This is a genomic window from Nocardia sp. NPDC059240 (assembly GCF_042753865.1).
In the GTDB taxonomy this organism is placed as follows: domain Bacteria; phylum Actinomycetota; class Actinomycetes; order Mycobacteriales; family Mycobacteriaceae; genus Nocardia.
In genome coordinates this window covers 758,808-777,439 of sequence record NZ_JBHZAC010000004.1, presented here as the reverse complement: position 1 = coordinate 777,439, position 18,632 = coordinate 758,808, and the positions used below count along the sequence as shown (strand labels likewise).

At 68.5% G+C, this 18,632-nt stretch carries 16 protein-coding genes and 1 pseudogene; 13 read left to right on the top strand and 4 right to left on the bottom strand.

Annotation, left to right across the window (positions count from 1 at the left end):
• Positions 1 to 609: 609 nt before the first annotated feature.
• Positions 610 to 837, bottom strand: a pseudogene (locus tag ACFXHA_RS18245) (indolepyruvate ferredoxin oxidoreductase subunit alpha); the annotation flags it as partial.
• A gap of 109 nt (positions 838 to 946) precedes the next feature.
• Here ACFXHA_RS18245 and ACFXHA_RS18240 point away from each other — a divergent pair.
• Complete coding sequence (locus tag ACFXHA_RS18240) at positions 947 to 1,876, top strand: LysR family transcriptional regulator (protein WP_379358044.1); 930 nt, start codon at positions 947 to 949, stop codon at positions 1,874 to 1,876.
• A gap of 56 nt (positions 1,877 to 1,932) precedes the next feature.
• On the opposite strand, the gene ACFXHA_RS18235 is transcribed toward ACFXHA_RS18240, so the two are convergent.
• On the bottom strand, positions 1,933 to 3,171 hold the full coding sequence (locus ACFXHA_RS18235) for an amidohydrolase (RefSeq protein ID WP_379358042.1): 1,239 nt from the start codon (positions 3,169 to 3,171) through the stop codon (positions 1,933 to 1,935).
• A complete protein-coding gene (locus ACFXHA_RS18230) occupies positions 3,168 to 4,406 on the bottom strand; it encodes an MFS transporter (protein ID WP_379358040.1) in 1,239 nt (412 codons plus the stop codon). The genes ACFXHA_RS18235 and ACFXHA_RS18230 overlap by 4 nt, the downstream gene beginning before the upstream one ends.
• 49 nt (positions 4,407 to 4,455) lie before the next feature.
• Here ACFXHA_RS18230 and ACFXHA_RS18225 point away from each other — a divergent pair, with 49 nt between their 5' ends.
• The 7 genes from ACFXHA_RS18225 to ACFXHA_RS18195 all read left to right on the top strand — a co-directional run bounded on the left by ACFXHA_RS18225 (position 4,456) and on the right by ACFXHA_RS18195 (position 12,032).
• On the top strand, positions 4,456 to 5,538 hold the full coding sequence (locus ACFXHA_RS18225; RefSeq protein WP_379358038.1) for an Lrp/AsnC family transcriptional regulator: 1,083 nt from the start codon (positions 4,456 to 4,458) through the stop codon (positions 5,536 to 5,538).
• A gap of 51 nt (positions 5,539 to 5,589) precedes the next feature.
• Positions 5,590 to 6,813 carry a serine hydrolase domain-containing protein gene (locus ACFXHA_RS18220; protein WP_379358036.1) on the top strand — a complete coding sequence of 408 codons (1,224 nt, stop codon included), beginning with the start codon at positions 5,590 to 5,592 and terminating at the stop codon, positions 6,811 to 6,813.
• A 234-nt stretch (positions 6,814 to 7,047) separates the two neighbouring features.
• Positions 7,048 to 8,832 (top strand): thiamine pyrophosphate-binding protein, encoded by a 1,785-nt coding sequence (locus ACFXHA_RS18215; RefSeq protein ID WP_379358034.1) that lies wholly within the window; start codon positions 7,048 to 7,050, stop codon positions 8,830 to 8,832.
• Entirely contained in the window at positions 8,829 to 9,488 is a 660-nt protein-coding gene (locus ACFXHA_RS18210; protein ID WP_379358032.1) for an SRPBCC family protein, read from the top strand. The genes ACFXHA_RS18215 and ACFXHA_RS18210 overlap by 4 nt, the downstream gene beginning before the upstream one ends.
• A 2-nt stretch (positions 9,489 to 9,490) precedes the next feature.
• Complete coding sequence (locus ACFXHA_RS18205) at positions 9,491 to 10,501, top strand: 3-oxoacyl-ACP synthase III family protein (protein WP_379358030.1); 1,011 nt, start codon at positions 9,491 to 9,493, stop codon at positions 10,499 to 10,501.
• A 14-nt stretch (positions 10,502 to 10,515) separates the two neighbouring features.
• The gene (locus tag ACFXHA_RS18200; protein WP_379358028.1) at positions 10,516 to 11,520 is read left to right on the top strand and encodes a pyridoxal phosphate-dependent aminotransferase; all 1,005 of its coding nucleotides are present in this window, start codon (positions 10,516 to 10,518) and stop codon (positions 11,518 to 11,520) included.
• Complete coding sequence (locus tag ACFXHA_RS18195; RefSeq protein WP_379358026.1) at positions 11,520 to 12,032, top strand: MarR family winged helix-turn-helix transcriptional regulator; 513 nt, start codon at positions 11,520 to 11,522, stop codon at positions 12,030 to 12,032. The genes ACFXHA_RS18200 and ACFXHA_RS18195 overlap by 1 nt, the downstream gene beginning before the upstream one ends.
• Before the next feature lie 25 nt (positions 12,033 to 12,057).
• On the opposite strand, the gene ACFXHA_RS18190 is transcribed toward ACFXHA_RS18195, so the two are convergent.
• Positions 12,058 to 12,768: a Mut7-C RNAse domain-containing protein gene (locus tag ACFXHA_RS18190; protein WP_379358024.1), complete on the bottom strand. Its 711-nt coding sequence runs from the start codon at positions 12,766 to 12,768 to the stop codon at positions 12,058 to 12,060.
• A 359-nt stretch (positions 12,769 to 13,127) separates the two neighbouring features.
• On the opposite strand from ACFXHA_RS18190, the gene ACFXHA_RS18185 reads away from it, so the two are divergent.
• From ACFXHA_RS18185 to ACFXHA_RS18165, 5 genes are all read left to right on the top strand, one after another.
• On the top strand, positions 13,128 to 13,538 hold the full coding sequence (locus ACFXHA_RS18185; protein WP_379358022.1) for a hypothetical protein: 411 nt from the start codon (positions 13,128 to 13,130) through the stop codon (positions 13,536 to 13,538).
• 126 nt (positions 13,539 to 13,664) lie between these two features.
• Positions 13,665 to 15,275: a condensation domain-containing protein gene (locus ACFXHA_RS18180; protein WP_379358020.1), complete on the top strand. Its 1,611-nt coding sequence runs from the start codon at positions 13,665 to 13,667 to the stop codon at positions 15,273 to 15,275.
• 266 nt (positions 15,276 to 15,541) lie between these two features.
• Positions 15,542 to 16,831 (top strand): glycosyltransferase, encoded by a 1,290-nt coding sequence (locus ACFXHA_RS18175; RefSeq protein ID WP_379358018.1) that lies wholly within the window; start codon positions 15,542 to 15,544, stop codon positions 16,829 to 16,831.
• Positions 16,832 to 16,881: 50 nt separating this feature from the next.
• On the top strand, positions 16,882 to 17,802 hold the full coding sequence (locus tag ACFXHA_RS18170) for an ATP-binding cassette domain-containing protein (RefSeq protein ID WP_379358016.1): 921 nt from the start codon (positions 16,882 to 16,884) through the stop codon (positions 17,800 to 17,802).
• Positions 17,799 to 18,632, top strand: coding sequence for an ABC transporter permease (locus tag ACFXHA_RS18165; protein ID WP_379358014.1), 834 nt, complete (start codon positions 17,799 to 17,801; stop codon positions 18,630 to 18,632). The genes ACFXHA_RS18170 and ACFXHA_RS18165 overlap by 4 nt, the downstream gene beginning before the upstream one ends.

The window sequence follows — 18,632 nt, the reverse complement described above, 5'->3', positions numbered from 1 at the left end:
ACCGCTCCACCGCTCCACCGCTCCACCGCTCCACCGCTCCACCGCTCCACCGCTCCACCGCTCCACCGCTCCACCGCTCCACCGCTCCACCGCTCCACCGCTCTCAACGCTGAGTGGCACATTTTCGAGGGGAGAACAGTGCAAATCGCCCAAGAATGTGCCACTCGACGAAAACCGTCGGGCAGTGCGCCTTCGGCGACAATCTCGAGGTTCTTTGACAACTTCACAGCGCAGCGACTGCCCACCGAACGGTCGGTCCGCCTCGGGTGCCCCACCCACCCGCCCCTGACAGTGGATCCGTAAACGCGGCTACGCCGCCTGCTCGAGCCCGCCAGCCGGTCCGGAAACGCGGCTACGCCGCCTGCTTGAGCCCGCTGGCCGTCCGTAAACGCGGCTACGCCGCCCGCCCGAGCATCCCCTCCCCACCCGCCCACGTCGGATTCGTGTTCTTGGTCTTGTTCTTTCGACAATTCCACCGAAACGATGCACTTCCCGGTCGGTGAGGTGGCTGGTACCGCCACTCGGCGAGCTCAACCCAGCCCCCTCCCAACTCCTCCTCCAGGCCGCTTTTATCTTTTCCGCTTTTCCGCTTTTGGCTCTTTAAGTTTTGAAGTAGCGCGCATTCTCGGCAACGAAGTGCTCCTGACCCGACGGCATATCGTCCTCGTAGTAGATCGCGGAGACCGGGCAGGCAGGTTCACATGCTCCGCAGTCGGTGCATTGGTCGGGATCGATATACGCCATACGCTCACCGAGGGCAATGCAATCCACCGGGCATTCCTCAATGCAGGCTTTGTCCAGAACATCAATGCAGGCGGCGCCGACTACGAACGTCACGGTGCGCTCCTTCGAATCATGGTCCGCGACTTGCGGATAGGACCGATCCTCCGGCCGACACGGGCCACCGGCTAGTGAGCCGATGCCTTCCACGTCATAAGCTGAGCTTATGAGCTTGCCGCCGGGGACGCCGGATCTGGAGTCATTGGAGCTGCTGGCTTCGGTGGCGGAGTTGGGGAGCCTGGGGGCTGCGGCGCGGCGACACGGGATCAGTCAGCCTGCGGCGAGCATGCGGGTCAGCGCATTGGAACGGCGAGTGGGACTGCGGCTGCTGGATCGAGGGCGGACGGGATCGGTACTGACCGATGCCGGGCATGCCGTGGTCGAACTCGGCCGACCGGTACTGGCAGCGGCACTGGAGTTGACCGTCGGCATCGCGGCACTACAGACCGTCCCACGCTCGAGTTTGCGAATCATGGCCTCGACGACGCTGGCCGACCATCGCATTCCACACTGGTTGACGGCACTGCGGAAACTGCATCCGGAATTGGCAGTGACATTGGATGTGGCGAACTCCCAGCAGGTGACGACCGCGGTCCGGGACCGCGAGGCGGTACTGGGTTTCGTCGAAGGGCCGCATCCGCCAACGGGATTGGGCAGTCGAGTGCTGGCCGCCGATGAACTGGTGGTGATCGTCGCACCCCACCATCCCTGGGCCACCCGCCGCCGGGCCTTGACCCCGCGTGAGCTCGCCGATACGCCGCTGCTGTGGCGGGAGAAGGGTTCCGGAACCCGGGACACGGTGTGGGAGACCCTGGAGATGCACGGCACGCCCGCCCCGCCCGCCGCCGAACTCGGTTCCGCCGCAGCGATTCTCACCACCGCGCGCAGCGGTGCCGCCCCGGCAGTGGTCAGTCGCCTGATTGTGGCCCACGAACTGCGGGCCGGCACGCTCCGTGAGATACCGCTGGCCGATGCGATGACCTTGACCAGGAAGTTCCGGGCGATCTGGCATCGCCGTACCCCGCCCACCGGTCCGGCCGCCGACCTGGTCGAACTCGCCGCCCGCATCGAGGCGGCCCGTACCCGCAGGCACTAGGCCGACCGGCGTTGGCGGGCAGGCTGTTTCGACCAGGTGGCCGGATCAGGGGCGGATCAGGAGCGGGTCAGTTCGGCGCGTGCGGCGGTGACCATGGTGGTGATGGCAGTGGGGAGCGCCTGGTCGGGGTCGGGAGCGAAGCGGGGGGAGTGATTGGACGGGAACCGCGGCGGCAGTGCGCCTTCGGTCAGCATGAACGCCTGATCTTCCGGCGTGAATCGGGCGGGGTCGATGCCGCCGATGTGCCAGAAGACGGACGGGGCCTTGGCCGCGGTGCCGAACGCGCCGAAGTCCTCACTGCCGGTGATCGGGCGTTCCATCGGCATGACGGGCAACCCCGCGTCGGTGAGGGTGGCGAGGACCCGTTCGGTGTCGCCGGGAGTGTTCTCGGTGACCGGGAAGTGGTCGTAGAACTCGACTTTGGGCTCCTGCGGCGCGCCCGCGGCGGCGGCCTCGGCCTCGGCCATGCGCTGGATGCCCTCGATCATGTGATTGCGGGAACCGTCGGTGAAGGTCCGCAGGCTCAGCAGCACCTCGGAGGTGTCGGCGATGATATTGGGCCGGGTACCGGCGTGCAGGGCTCCGGCGGTCAGCACGGGAGTGGAAGCGGTCGCGGTCTGGCGAGCGGTGAGCGACTGCAGGCGCACCACCAGCGAGGCCGCCATGAGCAGCGGATCGATGGCGGTGTGCGGCTGGGAGGCGTGGCCGCCCTTGCCGAGGAAGGTGACGCGGACCGAATCGGAGGCGGCCATCAGGGTCCCGGACTTGGAGAGGATGATGCCGGCCGGCAGTGGGCTGACATGCTGACCCAGCACGATGCGCGGGTGCGGGAACCGTTCCAGCAGACCGTCATTGAGCATCCCCTGCGCACCCGAACCGGTCTCCTCGGCGGGCTGGAAGAGCGCGACCACGGTGCCGGGCAACGGATTCGCGGCCAATTCCGCGCAGGTGCCGAGCAGGGCGGTGACGTGCACGTCGTGACCGCAGGCATGCATGACACCGGGCACGGTGGAAGCATAGTCGAGGCCGGTCTCTTCCTGCACCGGCAGCGCATCCATATCCGCCCGCAACCACACCACCGGGCCGGGACCGCTCGCCAGCACACCGACAACGCCGGTGCCGCCGACATTCTCGGTCACCTCCCAGCCGGGCAGGGCACGCAGCTCGTCGGCTATCAGGCGGGCGGTGGCATGCTCCTGGCTCGACAGTTCCGGGTGCGCGTGCAGGTGCCGATACACCTGCTGCCAGTGCTCGCCGTCCGAAAGCCGTTGTGCGGCAGTGCCGGATGCGCTCATGTGAGACTCTCCTTCGAGGGGACGGGCGCCGGGGTGCGCCGGGACAGCTTTGTCCGGAACGCCTCGGCGGTTTGCGGGACCATGGCCGCTGCGGCCAGAGCCAGTAGCGGTCCGAGGGCCATTGTTTCGAAAGCCGTTGTGTACGAGAGCCGATCGGTGATGAAACCGAAGGCGGCCGGACTGATCACCCCGGCCAGCTGACCGCCGAAGATGATCACCCCGGTGGCCGCCCCGATGGACGCGCTGGGCAGCGCGCGCAGCGGCACCGCGAACGCGGGCATGTAGGCCAGCCCGGCGGCGACGCTCATCACCGTGCCTACCAGGACGAACAGCGGGAACGACCCGGCCCGGGGCAGCACGAAAAGCATTGCGGCGGTGAACGCCATGGCCGGGACCACGATCACCCGCGGCCGCCCGCCGATCCGGTCGGAGATCCGGGCTCCGAGCACCACCCCGGCCGCCGCGGCGAGGGTCGTCGGTACCGCGGCAAAGGCGATGCCGCCGTTGGAAATTCCGTACTGGTCGTGCAGATAGGTCGGCGTCCACGAGGTGACACCCCATACCAGCACGTCATAGCCGAAGAAGATCACCGCGAACCCGAGCAGCGCTGGCGAGAGCAGGACGGCCCGGCGTTCGGTCTTGCTGCCGGGGTCCGCCACCGGAATCTCGTCCTGCACCAGCGGTTCCGGCATCCAGCGCCGCCAGGCCAGGATGACGGCCACCCCCAGCACCGAGATGACGCCGAACATCGCCCGCCATCCCACCGTCGGCAGCATGACCCCGGCGATTCCCGCCGCCAGCAGCAGCCCGGCCGCATTGGAGGCGTTGGTCCAGCCGGCCGCGGTCGTACGTTGTTCGGGCCGACTGCGTTCGGCCAGCGCCTTGATGGCGGCCGCCGGAAAGACGCCCTGCACCAACCCGAACAGGAAGCGGATGCCCATCAGTGCCGCGAAAGACCAGGCCACGGCGGTCAATCCGGTGAAGACCGACCAGGCCGTCAGCCCGATGACGCCCACCTTCAGCGCGCCGTAGCGGTCCGCCAGCAAACCGCCGGGAATCTGGATGAGCGCGTAGGGGATGAAGAACACCGACACCAGCAGACCCTGTTGGGTGTGGGTGAGACCGAGATCGTGGCCGATGGACGGCAGCGCGAAATTGATGACGGTCCGGTCGATGTAATCGACCACCCACGCCGCGAACAGCAGCATGATGGTTATCCGGGTGGTGCGTGGCATCCAAGCCCCTTCACGGCGGGAGGAGTGGCTGAATGCCACACTGGGCCCCATGCCCGAGGATACGGCTGATTCGCCGGATACCGCCATCGATGGGAGCGTCGTGCCGGAATCCGCCGCACTCGCCGCTTTCGATGAACGTGACCTGGATTTGGTGAATGCGCTGCAGATCAATCCGCGAGCCTCATGGACCCGGATCGGGGCCTCGCTCGGCATCGACGCCACCACCGCCGCCCGCCGCTGGCAGCAGCTGACCGGTTCGGGTCTGGCCTGGATCACCGCGTACGCGCCGGAGTTTGCCACCATCGCCTACCTGCGGTTGCGTTGCCGCGCCGAGCACTTGACCGAGATCTCCGAGCGGGTGACCGGCATGCCGTATGTCTTCAGCGTCGACCGCCTCACCGGCAGCTTCGGACTACAACTGTCGGTCGCGGTCGAGGGTCTCGCGGCGCTGGACGATTTCATCGCGCGGGAACTGGCCACCCTGCCCGGCGTCGAGGAGATCCGCACCGCGGTCAATGTGCACGTGTATGTCGAAGGCAGCCATTGGCGTCCGCAATCTCTCGATCCCGGTCAGCGCACGCTGCTGACCGATCCGCGCGCCGCGGCCCCGGCCCGTTCGCGGCCGCTGCCCGGTGACGCGGCGCTCGTGCTGGCCTTGTCCGTGGACGGCCGCCGCAGCATCGCCGACCTGGCCCGCGACACCGGTCTCACCGAAACGACGGTGCGCCGCCGCATTTCGGAGATGACGCGCTCGGGGCGGCTCGTGCTGCGCTGCGATTTCGCGGAGCAGGCCGCCGGATGGACGGTGACCGCCAACTATTGGGCGCAGTTGCCCGCCTCCGAGCTGGACGAGCTGGGTGCGGCATTGGCGAGCTGGCCCGAGATCCGGCTGTGCGTCGCGACCGCCGATGACAGCAATGTCATGCTCATCGGCTGGCTGCGCAGTCCCCGTGAGGGGGTCGCGCTGGAGACCCGGTTGCAGCGCGCCTTCCCGGAACTGCGGATCACCGAGCGTCAGCTGAACCTGCGCACGCTCAAACGCATGGGCCGGATACTCGGCCCGCGCGGTCTCGCGGTGGGGTATGTCCCATTCAATGTCTGGGGTCGTCAACTGGAGCGCGCGTTTCGTTAGGCTCGCCCTCGAGGCCCGAAGCAGCACCGGCGCCCAGAGGGAAGACCAGGGATGACTGAGACGATGACGCACGGTGCTGTCGCGCCGGGATACGGCCGGGTCGCCGACGCCTTCCGCCGGAATTTCGAACGCCACGGTGAGATCGGCGCGGCGGTCGCGGTATTCGACGGGGACACCCCGGTGGTGGATCTGTGGGGCGGTTGGCGCGACCCGGTGCGGCGGCTGCCGTGGGAACGCGACACCATCGCACCGGTCTTCTCCAGCACGAAAGGCGTTGCGGCACTGGTACTCGCGATCCTGGTGTCGCGCGGGCAGCTGGACTACGACGAGCCGGTGGCGCGCTACTGGCCGGAGTTCGCGGCGCGTGGCAAGGGCGAGGTGACGGTCCGGCAGCTCATCGATCATCAGGTCGGTCTGCACATCCTGCGCGACACCCGGATGACCTTGGCGGAGCTGCGGGATCTGGACCGCGTCGCGGGGATACTGGCGGCGCAGCGGCCCGCGTGGACGCCGGGCACCCGGCAGGGCTACCACCCGGTGAGCATCGGCCTGTTCATCAATGAGCTGGTGCGTCGTGCCGATCCGGCCGGGCGCAGCATTCGGCAGGTCATCGCCGAGGACATCGCGGGACCGCTGGGTGTCGATTTCACACTGGGGCTGGGCGCGGATCTCGGTGGTGACCGCATGGTGCACCTGACCCGGACCCAGGGCCTGGCGCTGCGGCACGAGCGGAATATCGCGTGGAATCAAGCGATTCCGGCATTGCTGCGGCGCGGTCAGCTCTTCCGGGCGCTGGCGGTCCCGGATCTGGGCATGCCGGAGGATTTCGTGCGTCCGGAGATCATGTCGGTGGAACTGCCCGGCAGCAATGGCGTCGGTTCGGCTCGCGCGCTGGCGCGCATCTACGCCGCCGGGCTCACCGGTGAGCTGCCGATCGCCGATGAGGTGCGCGCGCGTATCGGCGATCCGGGTCCGGTGCCCGCACCCGATGCCGTGCTGAAGACCACGACGCGTTTCCACCTGGGCTTCCGGAAGTCCTGTCCCACTTTCCCGTTCGGTTCGCCCGACCACCGCGCCTACGGCACGCCCGGTATGGGCGGTTCGCTCGGTTTCGCCGACCCCGAGACGGGTCTGTCCTTCGCCTACGTCCCCAACCGGCTGGGCCTCACGCTCAACGGTGACATCCGCTGCCTGCGCCTGGCGCATGCGGTCTTCGGAAAGTCGGCACGCCCATCGGGCGCTCGCCGTGAACCGCAACGGGTCGCGCTTCGTTGATACGGATGTACCGGTCCTGAACCGGTAGCCGTCCAGATGCGGTCCGGTTACCCCCTGCACCCGGACCCGGGCCCCGCCGCCACTGTCCCGCGGCGGGGTCTTCGCTTACCTAATTGCCCTGGCTAACAGCATTTTTCAGGCAACCATGTGATCTGTGACACGTTGATTAACTTACCTTCGAGTAGATACCTTGTGTGCGATGTATCGCGGACGAGTCAAGCGAAACGGGGGACCGTGTCCGAGAGCAAGCAGGGGACAAGCACCGTGGCCGACCTCATCGTCGAACGCCTCGCAGCACACACCGACCACCTCTTCGGCGTGGGCGGCGCCAATATCGAAGACCTGTACGACGCCGTCCACCGCCACCCGACCCTGACCGGCCTGATCGCCAAACACGAATTCGGTGCGGCCACCATGGCGGACGGCTACGCCCGCGCCACCAACCGCCTCGGCGTGGTGGCGGCGACATCCGGTGGCGGAGCCATGAATCTCCTTGCGGCCCTCACCGAATCATTCGACTCCCGAGTCCCCGTACTCGCCCTGGTCGGCCAGCCTCCCACCGCACTCGAGGGTCGCGGCGCATTCCAGGACACCAGCGGCCTCCCTGGCCGCCTGGACGCCCGCCGCATCTTCGGTGCGGTGTCCCGGTACTGCGCCAAAGTGACCAGCCCGGAAGATATTTCCGACGAACTGGACCGGGCAATAGACGCAGCACTCGGAGGCGGTCCCGCAGTTTTGCTGCTGCCCAAAGACATCCAGGCGACAGCACTCCCTCGTCACTCCGGCGCGCCCTTGGCCGGAATCCAACGCGGCGGTGTGGATCCCGGCCAAAAACACGCCGGGATGACGGGTGAGGTGCACGCCGGGATGACACGTGGGGCGCACGCCACGGTGACGGGTGGGTCGCGCGGCGGGATGACGGAGGTGGCTCGCGCCGCAGTGGAGGCGGTAGTCGCCGATCTGCCGGTGCGGGCGCGAGTGGTCATCATCGCCGGACCGGAGGTCGGCCTGGTCGACGCGCGAGCGGAGTTGGCGGCGTTGGCGCGGGCGATGGATGCCAAGGTGCTGGTGACCCCGGATGCCAAGGACGCCTTCCCGAATCGCGATCCACACTTCGCCGGTGTCGTCGGCGTCATGGGCCACCCCGGAGCGGGCGACCTGGTGGCCACCGCCGACCTGTGCCTGTTGGCCGGCGCAAGCATGTCGATGACAGCCCGCGCCGGACTGGACGGCCCACTGGCCGCGTGCGCCCGCGTGGTACACGTGGGCGCCGAGGATCCGTTCGTCCACACACATGCCCGCGCATGCGGCCCCCTGGCTCCAACACTCCGCGAGGTCGCGGCACTGATATCCACGGATTCGGTTGTGCCGCAACCAGATCCAGCGGTCTCCGAGCCACGCGCCGCCCTGCCTGAGTTGTCGGTTCCGCCGGTCTCGGGGCCCGGTGTCCGGTATCGGGAGGCGGTCGCGGCCCTCGAATCCGCTTTGGAGCCGGGAACGGATGTGGTCGCGGATGCCGGCAACACCGGTGCCGCCGTGGTGCACCATCTGCGGGTTCCCGAGGATGGGCGGTTTCTCATCGCGCTCGGGATGGGCGGGATGGGGTATTCGTTCGGGGCCGGGATCGGGTGTGCGCTCGGGCGTGGCGGTCGGACGGTCGTGATCGCCGGGGACGGTGCGTATTTCATGCACGGGCATGAGGTGCATACCGCGGTCGAGTATCAGGTGCCCGTCACGTTCGTGATCTTCAACAACAACGCGCACGCCATGTGTGTGACGCGTGAGCAGGTTTATTACTCCGGCGATTACAGCTTCAACCGGTTTCGGGCGGCCGAGATCGGGTCGGGCGTGGCCGCCATGTTCCCCGAGCTGCCGACCTGGACCGCTCGCACCCTCACCGAATTCGAGAACGCGTTGGAGAAGGCGCGGGCAATACCCGGGCCCGTCTTCATCGAACTGCAGTGTGACCCCGATGAAATCCCACCCTTCGCCCCCTTTCTGAAGGAGCCCCTCGCATGACCGAGACCGTCAAGGATGAGCCGATCGAGGTTCCGGACCTGGACATTCCGGGGGTGTATCGCATCGAGTCGATGGCCCTCAAGGAGGGCATGCCGCTGGTGCTCGACATGACCCGCGCCGTCTACCCGCACGATGAGATCTACGGGCAGTACTGCACCGTCACGGAATTCATCGACGCGCCGCCGCAGGAGGTGTTCGAGTACCTCGCCGACACCCGCAGCCTGTGCGAATGGACCTACAGCATGCGGGGTTTCGAGCGGACCGAGGATCCGGAGATCTGGGTCTCGGATGACCGCATCGGCTCGCACACCCGCATCTTCACCCGTACGGTCTCCGTTCCCGAGGCGCGCACGGTGGACTACCACTGCGCCTGGGACCAGGCCGACCACCTGTGGATGATCTACCTGATGCGGGTCGTCGACGCGCAACTGGTGCTGAACAAGTCGGGTTCCGTTGTCACCTGGACCAATTGCCATCACCCGTTCTACGACGAGAACGCCTACCCGCAGACCGAGCCCGAGGGCCGTCCGGTGTGGGTGGGTGACTTCTGGCATCTCTTCGCCGCCGGGCACCTGCTGGAACTGCGCAACCTCAAGGCCATCTGCGAGCACCGTCACGCCAACGGCCAGCCGATCAAGCCGGAATGGATGAACTGAGCATGAGCACTGTCAGCCTGATCGACGTGGCCGGGTATCTACCCGAGAACATCGTCCCCGCAGACTATTTCGCGCAGTACGCCGACCCGGACGAGGTCACCTCGAACTTCATGTTCAAGGCCCCCAAGTTCCGCCACCACGTCGCCCCGGGCGAGACCCCCGCCGACATGGCCGAGCGGGCGGTCGCCCCGATCCTGGGCCGTCAGGGCCGGGAAGTGTTGCGCGACATCGACATTCTCATCGTGCACACCCAGCTGCCGGAACTCGGCGTGGTCGGCAACGGCGGCGAGGTGGCCGCGCGCCTGGGCATCAAGCCCGAATGGCTGATCGACCTGCACAACGGCGGCTGCGCGTCGTTCGTCTACGGCATGAAGCTGGCCCGCCAGATCCTGCTGTCCTCCGACGCCCGCTCCGCGCTCGTGGTCACCGTGCAGAACGTGGCCGGGCAGGTGTTCACCCAGGAGCAGGTGCGCGGCAAGGCGCAGGCCGCCATCCCCGGCGACGGCGCGGGCGCGGGACTGCTGGTGAAGTCCGGTGATTCACCGATCCTCGATATCGAGACCCGGCACCTGCCGGAGTTCGCCGGACAGATGACCGTGATCGCCGACCCGCCGCGCCGCTACTGGGAGGCCGGAACCGGCCAGATGCACGTCGGATTCACCGAATCCAAGATCGCCAAGGTGCTGCAGCGCGGCAACCGGCTGGTCCCGGAGGTCGCGCAGGCGGTGTGCAAGCGCATCGACGTGGCCTCGCAGGACCTCGATCTGCTGGTCACCAACCAGCCCAACCGTGCGTTCCTGCGCAACTGGCGTGACGCGCTGCAGCTGCCGCCGGAGAAGCATCCCGACACCTTCGACGACTGCGGAAACCTGTTCGGCGCCGGCATTCCGGTCACCTTCGACCGGGCCGTCGACGAGGGCCGGGTACCCGCGGGTTCGGTGGTGATGCTCGCGGGCTTCGCGCATGCGGGCGACTTCGCCGGGGCCGCCGCGGTCCGCTGGGGTGGGCGCTGAAGGGGGCGAGCGTCATGACCTCGCTGGTGACGGCCGGACATCGGTTGCAGCTCAACGAAATTCCCTACGGGCCGCCGCCGTCGGTGCGGGAGGCGCTGAGCCGGGCGCTGGCCTCGGCCAACCGCTATCCCGAGTTCCTGCCGCTGCGGTTGCCGCGACTGATCGCCGAGCGGCTCGGCTGTGCACCCGACCGGATCGTGGTGGGTGCGGGCGCGACCGGCGTGATCATGCACATCGTGCAGGAATTCGGTTCCGGCGGTGCGGAAGTCGTGATGGCGACGCCCACCTTCGACGGGTATCCGATCCTGGTGTCGATGGCGGGCGGGCGGCCGATCGCGGTGCCGCTCACCGGCGGCGGCCGCCAGGACCTCGCGGCGCTGGCCGCCGCGGTGACCGAGCGGACCCGGCTGGTGGTGGTGTGCAGTCCGCACAATCCGACCGGAACACTGATCGCCCCAAGGGAATTCGAGGATTTCCTGCGGGAGATCCCCGCCTCGGTCACGGTCGTGCTGGACGAGGCGTACGTGGACTTCGTGGCCGAGGCCGACCGTATCGACGTGTTCGGGCTGCTGGACCGCTACCCGAATCTGCTTGTCCTGCGTACCTTTTCGAAGGCATACGGCCTGGCGGCGTTGCGGGTCGGCTACGGCATCGGCGCACCCGAGCTCATCGAGCGCGTCGCCCGCTGGCAATTGCCGTTCGGGATGACCGCGCTCGCCGAGGTCGCGGTGCGCGCCTGCTACGAGGCGGAACCGGAGATCGAGGCGCGGGTGGCCGTGCTCGGCGAACACCGTGACCACCTCACCGCCGGACTGCGCGAGCTCGGCCTGTGCGTCCCCGACAGCTACGCCAACTTCTCCTACCTCACCGTGGCGGGCCCGCAGGCCGAAAGGGTGGCAACCGCGCTGGCGGGCGCGGACATCCACGTCAAGGCGTATCCGACCGGTATCCGCATCACGGTCGGCGATCGCGTGGCCACCGATGCAGTTCTCGCCACGGTCCGCAGTACAGTGCTGTAATGCACGAACATCCGCCTTCCGCACCCGACGGGCATCGGGCCGGAGCGGACGAGGAGATCGACTACGCGCTGCTGTCGCTGAACGCCCAGCTGTGCTTCGCGCTGTACTCCACGTCACGATCCATGACCGCGGCCTACCGGCCGTTCCTGGACGATATGAACCTCACCTACCCGCAGTACCTGGTGCTGCTGGCCTTGTGGGAGCACCCCGGCATCACCATGAAGGATCTGGGCGAACAGGTTCATCTCGACTACGGCACCCTCTCGCCCCTGGTCCAGCGACTACAGTCGCGCGGCCTGGTCGAGAGCGTCCGGAGTGCGACCGACGGCCGCGCGGTGGTCCTGCACGCCACCGACTCCAGCCGTGAACTCCAGCAGGGTGCGCAGAACATGATCCACACGGTGCTGGACCTGGTCGGCGTCCCGCTGGAGGACATCGAGGCCCTGCGCGATCAGGTCAAGGCGCTCGGCGCCCGCCTGGACGCCGCCGCGTCCGCCGCTCGCGCCCGCTGATTCGTCGCCGAACAGGGCGCTGCCGTCAGGCGAATTTGGCCAGGGCGTCCGCCACGATCGCGTCCAGGCGCGCGTGGTGTGCGCCCTTCCAATACGTCTGGCCGCAGTCGACGCACTGGGCGAAGGAGTCGTAACTCTCGCCGGTGTTGCCGGGCAACTGGTCGCGCACCGCCTCCCGTTCGGCGGCGCGCAGCACCCCGTTGCACGCGGTGCAGCGGGTCCAGGGCGCCAGCCGCGGGGCGAAGCGGGACAGCACGTCATCCAGCTGTTCGGCCGGCTGGTGGCTGTAGACGTAAGCGCCGGAATAGATTTCGCGACGGCGCAGCAGGCCGCGGTCGCGGGACAACAGGACGCGCTGCTCGGCCGCTGAGCGGGCCGCCAACGCGGCGTCGCCGATATCCGGATTCTCGTATGCCGCATCGATTCCCAGCAGGCGTAGCCGCCGGGTGAGGGTGCCGAGGTGGATGTCGAGCAGGAAGCGCAGCGGCTCCGAGCTCGGCTGCGGGCGCATCACCGAGGACACCCCGACGGTCTCGCCGTCGGCCGGAATATGCCCGGCCGCAACCGATTCGCCGTCCACCGTGAGCGCACCCACCTCGGTGAGCGGCACGCCCAATGACTCCACCACATGCCCCAGCGTCGAGGTGCCGTCGATACGGATCGGCGAGGCATCGCGCTGCCCGACGAAGACGCGCAACTCGGGCGCGAACTCGACGGTGATTTCCCCTGCGTTCACCAGCCCAGGATCCCAGAAACCGGGCACCTGCGAGCAACTCAATTTCGATCTTGGTTCGCCCGGGCGCGCCCCGAAAAGTGAAGTGGACACCGAATTCTGTGCGGCAGTGGCCTGAAGCACACTCGAAGAAAAAGAGAACAATTCGTTAACCAATTGTTTGCACAGCTAAGGGTTGCGGTATTGGAATCTTGGTGTTTTTCTTGGTGCGCAGGTCGATTACGACCCACCGATGGACGAAGGAGTATTTCCCATCGGGTGCCATTCTCGGCAGCGTCGCCGCCGCACACCACCGACCTGCGACCACCGAGTCGTCGTTCCCCCCGGCGCTCGTCCTGATGAAGGTGAAAGGAAAACAGGCCATGAACGCACCCCGATTGGCCCGTGCGGCCGTACTTCTCGCGGGCATCTGTGTGCCCCTTCTCGCGCCTGCCTTGGCTACCGCCGCGCCGGCGGGCGGCGACGCTCCCGCCCCCGTCGGCGTGGATACCCCTGCACCGCCCGCGCAGTCGTCGGTATTGCCGCAGCTCGGCACCGGCAGCGCCGCCCTCGGCACCGGCAGCTCGACCGCCGCCGGGCTGGCCGGAGCGCTCGGCACCGGCAGTGCGGCGGGCGGCAGTATCGCCGGGCTCTTCCCCGGGCCCGGCACGGTTCTCGGACTGCTCGGCACCGGTAGCGGCGCCGCCAGCGGTTCGGCGCAGGCCGGTGGCACGGCCGCACAGGCATTGGGAACCGGCAGCGCCGCAGCGGGCGCTGGATCCTCCGGTAAGTAGAGCAATAGCTTTCAATTCGCCGGACAGCTTATAAACCGGTTCGGGAGCGAGGGTTTCGCTCGGACTGATTTATTTACGGAATTCAAACAGGCTGTTCCAGGTGGAATTAGATGAGGGAGACCGGTCGTGGATTACACCCATCTGTCCGAATTCGCCGTGCGCCCAGGCGCACTCACCCTGTGGCAGGCCGACCTGGCCGCCGGGTCGACTTGGGTCACCGATGAGCGACCCTTCGCCAGCGTGCACGTGCGGCACTGCCGCGATGCCGATGCCGCCGACCCGCGTCCGGGCCGTGGCCGCTGGATCGGAACCATTTTCGAAATGGACGCGCCGCTCGATGCGGAGCACTGGCGTGAGACGGTGCGGCTGTGGCATGCGCGCCACGAGGGCCTGCGCACCACCCTTGCCCCGCACACCGATCCGGCCGGGTCCGCCGAGCCGGGGCGGCTGGTCTGCGCGGCGGCCGACGTGACCGTCATCGACGAGCCGGTGGCCGATATCACCGGATCCGAGCAGATCAACGAATACCTCACCGGCACACTGGAATCGCGGCTGTCACCGCTGGACTGGCCGCACTGCCTGCTGGCCACCGTGGAACACGCCGACACCGGTGACTTCACCGTGCTGGTGGCCGCCGACCACTCGGTCATGGATGCCTACTCGCAGGCCATCGTGATCCTGGAACTGCGCAGCCTCTACCGTTCCGTCGCGGCGGGCGAGCCGGTGCGTGAATCACCGACCTTCGGCAGCTCGGCCGACTTCGCGCACTGGGAGCGCACCGCCGCCGCGAGTCTCACCACCGACTGCGAGCCCGTGCGCTACTGGCGGCGCTTCCTGGACGGCTCCGCGGGCATGCTGCCCCGGTTCGAACCCGCCATCACCTCGTCCGGTGCCGCGGTCTCGGAGCGACCGCAGGCCAGCGTCTCGCGAAAGCTGCTGTCGCTCAACGAGCTCGAAGCGGTCGAGCAGGCCGTCACCACGCGCGGGCACCGCCTGTCGGTCGCCGTCTTCACCGCGCTCGCCATCGCCTACCGCCGTACCTTCGGGTATATCTCGCTGCGCGCCATCATGCCCATCGCCACCCGGCCGGACCTGCGCTATCTCGAATCCATGGGCTGGTTCGTGAATGTCGTCCCCATCGACATCACCCTGGCCCCCGACCTGGACGCGGACAGCGCCCTGGAAACCACCCGCAGCACCCTGCGCCGCTCCCGAATCGCCAACGACGCCACCTGGACCCGCGTCCTCGAGCTCCTGGACTGCACCGACCACCCCCGCTTCGGCATCTCCTTCCTCGATATCCGCGTCCTGCCCGACTACCAACTCGTGGAATCCCTGCGCGGCCACACGCTGCGCGCCGAGTCCTACTCCGGCGACGAGGTCTTCTTCTGGATCGTCCGAGCCGCCGACGGCCTCCGCCTCTCCACCCGCTTCCCCGCCTCCTTCCCGGCCGTCGAAATGGACCGCTTCCTCGCCGAATTCACCCGAGCCATGGTCGAATTCGCTCACGGCCTCCACCCCGAAGCCCCCACCGCACCCGCGATCCCCACCGCATCGGAAATCCAAGGCCGCGAAACCGACCAGGTCACCGCAGGGCTTTCCGGCGGCGACGCCGGGGTCCGGACCACCGCCGCACTGGATCCCTTCGGAGTTCCGTCCGCTCCGGCCGAGGTGCAAGCGGCAGTTCCCGCCGCCCCGGCACCGCCGCCCCGCACCCAGACCCCGGCTCGGGTGTAAGCCCATGCGCGCCCTGTCGAAGATCTCAGGCGCTCAACGCGATAGCCGCCCGGGTGGCCTGCTCGGTCGCGACCCCTCGGGCCGCACCCACCGGCTCTCGGCCGCGGCCGCACACGCGGCCGCCCGGCCCTGCCTCGGATTCCGTCGCGGGAGCGCACGATGAGCGCGCACTCCACCGTGATGGTGGGCCGTACCTCCGGACGGCTGGCGGGACTGACTCGCACACCGGCCACACCCGGAACGCGTCGCGGGATCGGCGGTGTGCGATGAAGGTGCTGTTGGCCTTCGCCGGGAGTCGCGGTGACGCGCAACCGGGTGTGCTGATCGGGCGCGAGTTGGCGAGCCGGGGGCACGAAGTGACGGTCGCCGTCTCCCCGAATCTGGTCGAGTTCGCTGAGCGGCTCGGGGTTTCGGCGGTTCCCTTCGGAATCGGCAGCGACGAGTTACTCCGCGCCCAGCGCGACGACCCCCGGTTTCACGGGGTGAATCCGCTCGGCCGCGTGCGGGCGGTACTCGATCTGCAACGACGCGGATTCGCCGAGGCCGCCCGCGATCTGGACGCGCTCGGCGAGGACAACGACGTCCTCGTCACCGGGATGGCGTGCGAGGAGGTCGCCGCGGAAGTGGCCCGCCACCACGCCATCCCGCTCGCGGCCGTGCACTTCTTCCCCATTCGCCCGAACCGTGCGGTCCCGGTGATCCCGGCCTCCTGGGCGGGCACTCTGCCCGGTGAACTGCACCGATTCGGCTGGCGTGCGCTGACCGCGGCGCGAGCCCGCGCCTTGGCGCGGGAACTCGCGGCCTTTCGTCGGGCGGTGGCCGGTGCGGGGACCGATGTCCCGGCTCGGGGCGGGCCGGATCGCGCGCCCCGAGAGCTCCCGGCATACACCGCGATTCAGGCATACGACCCAGAGTTGTTTCCGGGCCTCGCCGATGAACTCGCCGACCTGCCGTTCACCGGTTTCCCGGTGCCGTCGGACGCGGGCGACCTCGACCCGGCGCTTGCGCGCTGGCTACGTGACGGGCCGCCCCCGGTCTATGTCGGATTCGGCTCCATGCCGGTGGCCGATCCCGTGGCGGCGGAGTCGATCGCCCGGGAGGCCGGCCGCCGCCTCGGTCGTCGAATGCTATTGGTTGGGAGCATGTTCCGGCCGCGGATCGGCGGCGATTTCGCCGTGGTCGATCAGGTCGATCACGGGGCGGTGCTGCCGATGTGTGCGGCGGCCGTGCATCACGGCGGGGCCGGGACCACGGCGGCGACGCTGCGGGCCGGGATCCCGTCGGTGATCTGCTCGGTGCAAGCCGATCAGCCCTACTGGGGCAGGCAGATCGAAGCACTCGGGTTGGGGGCGACCGCGCCGTTCGCCGGACTGACCGCTAATCGACTGGAGCGGTTGCTGATTCGGGCGACCGAACCCGAGGTGGTTGCCTGGGCGGCCGCCTTCGGTGCGGGGTTCCGGGACGACGGGGTCCGGCGCGCCGCCGATGTCATTGAATCCATTGTTCCGGACAGCGCTGTTCGCGAGACGCCGACCATGATCGGAGGTGTGCGATGAGCACGGAGATCGCAATCGAGACACGCGGGCTGGGAAAGAGTTTCGGGAGTATGAGCGCCGTGGAAGCGGTGGATCTGCGGGTCGAGGCGGGGACGGTGTTCGCGCTGCTCGGGCCGAACGGGGCCGGGAAGACGACCACCGTGCGAATGCTGGCCACGCTGGAGCGGCCATCGCGCGGCACCGCAACGGTTTTCGACTACGACGTGGTGGGGCAGGCCACCGCGGTGCGGTCGATGATCGGGCTCACGGGGCAGTACGCGGCGGTCGACGAAAACCTGACTGCGTGGGAGAACCTGCGGTTGTTCGGGCGACTGCTCGGGCTGAGCAAGCGCGCAGCGCAGGATCGGGCGGCGGAACTGCTGGAGGAATTCGAGCTGACCGGTGCCGCGCAGCGGCGGGTCGGCTCGTTCTCCGGTGGCATGCGGCGACGGCTGGATCTGGCGGCGACGCTGATCACGGTGCCGCCCTTGATCTTCCTGGACGAGCCCACCACCGGGCTCGACCCGCACACCCGTGAACGCATGTGGTCGGTGGTGCGCGGTCTCGTCGGGCGCGGCGCGACGATTCTGCTGACCACCCAGTACCTGGAGGAGGCCGACGCGCTCGCCGACCGGATCGCCGTCATCGATCACGGCAATATCGTCGCCGAGGGCACCGCCGCGGAACTGAAGTCCTCCATCGGCGAGGAGATGCTGCGCATCGACCTGGCCGATCCCGCACAGCGCCCCCTGGCCGACGCCGCCGTCGAACGACTCACCGGCAGCACGCCGCTGCACGGCGACAACCCGGCCACCCTGACCGTCCCGCTCGGCGATATCGGCACCGGCGCCGATGTGATCACCGCCTGCCGGGACAGCGGAATCCGCCTGCGCGGCTTCGGGGTCGAACGCCCCGACCTGAACTCGGTGTTCCTGGCGCTGACCCAGCGCCCGGCCCGCCCCTCGCTCCCCGCAGAAAGGGCCAGCGCATGACCGCCGTCTCCGCCACCCCGGTGCTCGTGCACCCGACCGCGCGCATCGCGCGGCAGCCCCGCCTCACCCGGGTCGGCGCGCGTGCCGCGCTGGCGCAGTCCCTGTTCATGGCGCAGCGCGGCCTGCTGACCTTCCGGCACAGCCCGCAGTTGCTCTATGACGCCGTGCTGCTGCCCATCGTCGGGCCGTTGCTGTTCGGCAGCGTGTTCGGCAAGGCCATCGCGGGCAGCCTGGACGCGTACCTGCCGACCCTGATCCCCGGCGTGCTGGTGCAGATCGTGCTCACCTCCTCGGTGGCCATGGGAGTTCAACTGTCCGAGGACATTCGCTCGGGTGTCTTCGACCGCTTCGTCGCCATGCCGATCGCGCGTTCCGCGCCGGTCGCCGGCGCCCTGCTGGCGGGCGCGACCCGCTACGTGATTGCGGCGCTGATGGTGCTGCTGGTCGGTTTCGGCATGGGATACCGGCCCGACCATCCGTTCGGCCTGGTGGCGGGCGCGGCCCTGGTGGTGTTCGCCACCACCGCCATGAGCTGGCTGTTCGCCTTCATCGGCGTGACCGTCGCCAAACCCGCTGCCGTGCAGGGTATGTCGATGCTGGTGCTGACCTTCGTCAGCTTCGCCTCCAATGCCTTGGTGCCGGTGGCGGCCATGCCGACCTGGCTGCGTCACGTCTCCGACTACAACCCCGTCTCGCATCTGGTGGCGGCCGTGCGTGCGCTGGCCGACGCCGGCACGGTCGGCTCCGACTTCGCCTGGTCGGTGGTCGCCGCACTCCTCGTCGCGATCGTGTTCGCGCCCTTGACCGTTCGCACCCTGCGTGCACGCTGA

Bases quoted from the DNA above. Each gene is read 5' to 3' on its own strand.
- ACFXHA_RS18240 (WP_379358044.1), top strand. From the start codon at position 947: ATGAGCTTGCCGCCGGGGACGCCGGATCTGGAGTCATTGGAGCTGCTG.
- ACFXHA_RS18235 (WP_379358042.1), bottom strand. From the start codon at position 3,171: ATGAGCGCATCCGGCACTGCCGCACAACGGCTTTCGGACGGCGAGCAC.
- ACFXHA_RS18230 (WP_379358040.1), bottom strand. From the start codon at position 4,406: ATGCCACGCACCACCCGGATAACCATCATGCTGCTGTTCGCGGCGTGG.
- ACFXHA_RS18225 (WP_379358038.1), top strand. From the start codon at position 4,456: ATGCCCGAGGATACGGCTGATTCGCCGGATACCGCCATCGATGGGAGC.
- ACFXHA_RS18220 (WP_379358036.1), top strand. From the start codon at position 5,590: ATGACTGAGACGATGACGCACGGTGCTGTCGCGCCGGGATACGGCCGG.
- ACFXHA_RS18210 (WP_379358032.1), top strand. From the start codon at position 8,829: ATGACCGAGACCGTCAAGGATGAGCCGATCGAGGTTCCGGACCTGGAC.
- ACFXHA_RS18205 (WP_379358030.1), top strand. From the start codon at position 9,491: ATGAGCACTGTCAGCCTGATCGACGTGGCCGGGTATCTACCCGAGAAC.
- ACFXHA_RS18200 (WP_379358028.1), top strand. From the start codon at position 10,516: ATGACCTCGCTGGTGACGGCCGGACATCGGTTGCAGCTCAACGAAATT.
- ACFXHA_RS18195 (WP_379358026.1), top strand. From the start codon at position 11,520: ATGCACGAACATCCGCCTTCCGCACCCGACGGGCATCGGGCCGGAGCG.
- ACFXHA_RS18185 (WP_379358022.1), top strand. From the start codon at position 13,128: ATGAACGCACCCCGATTGGCCCGTGCGGCCGTACTTCTCGCGGGCATC.
- ACFXHA_RS18175 (WP_379358018.1), top strand. From the start codon at position 15,542: ATGAAGGTGCTGTTGGCCTTCGCCGGGAGTCGCGGTGACGCGCAACCG.
- ACFXHA_RS18170 (WP_379358016.1), top strand. From the start codon at position 16,882: ATGAGCGCCGTGGAAGCGGTGGATCTGCGGGTCGAGGCGGGGACGGTG.
- ACFXHA_RS18165 (WP_379358014.1), top strand. From the start codon at position 17,799: ATGACCGCCGTCTCCGCCACCCCGGTGCTCGTGCACCCGACCGCGCGC.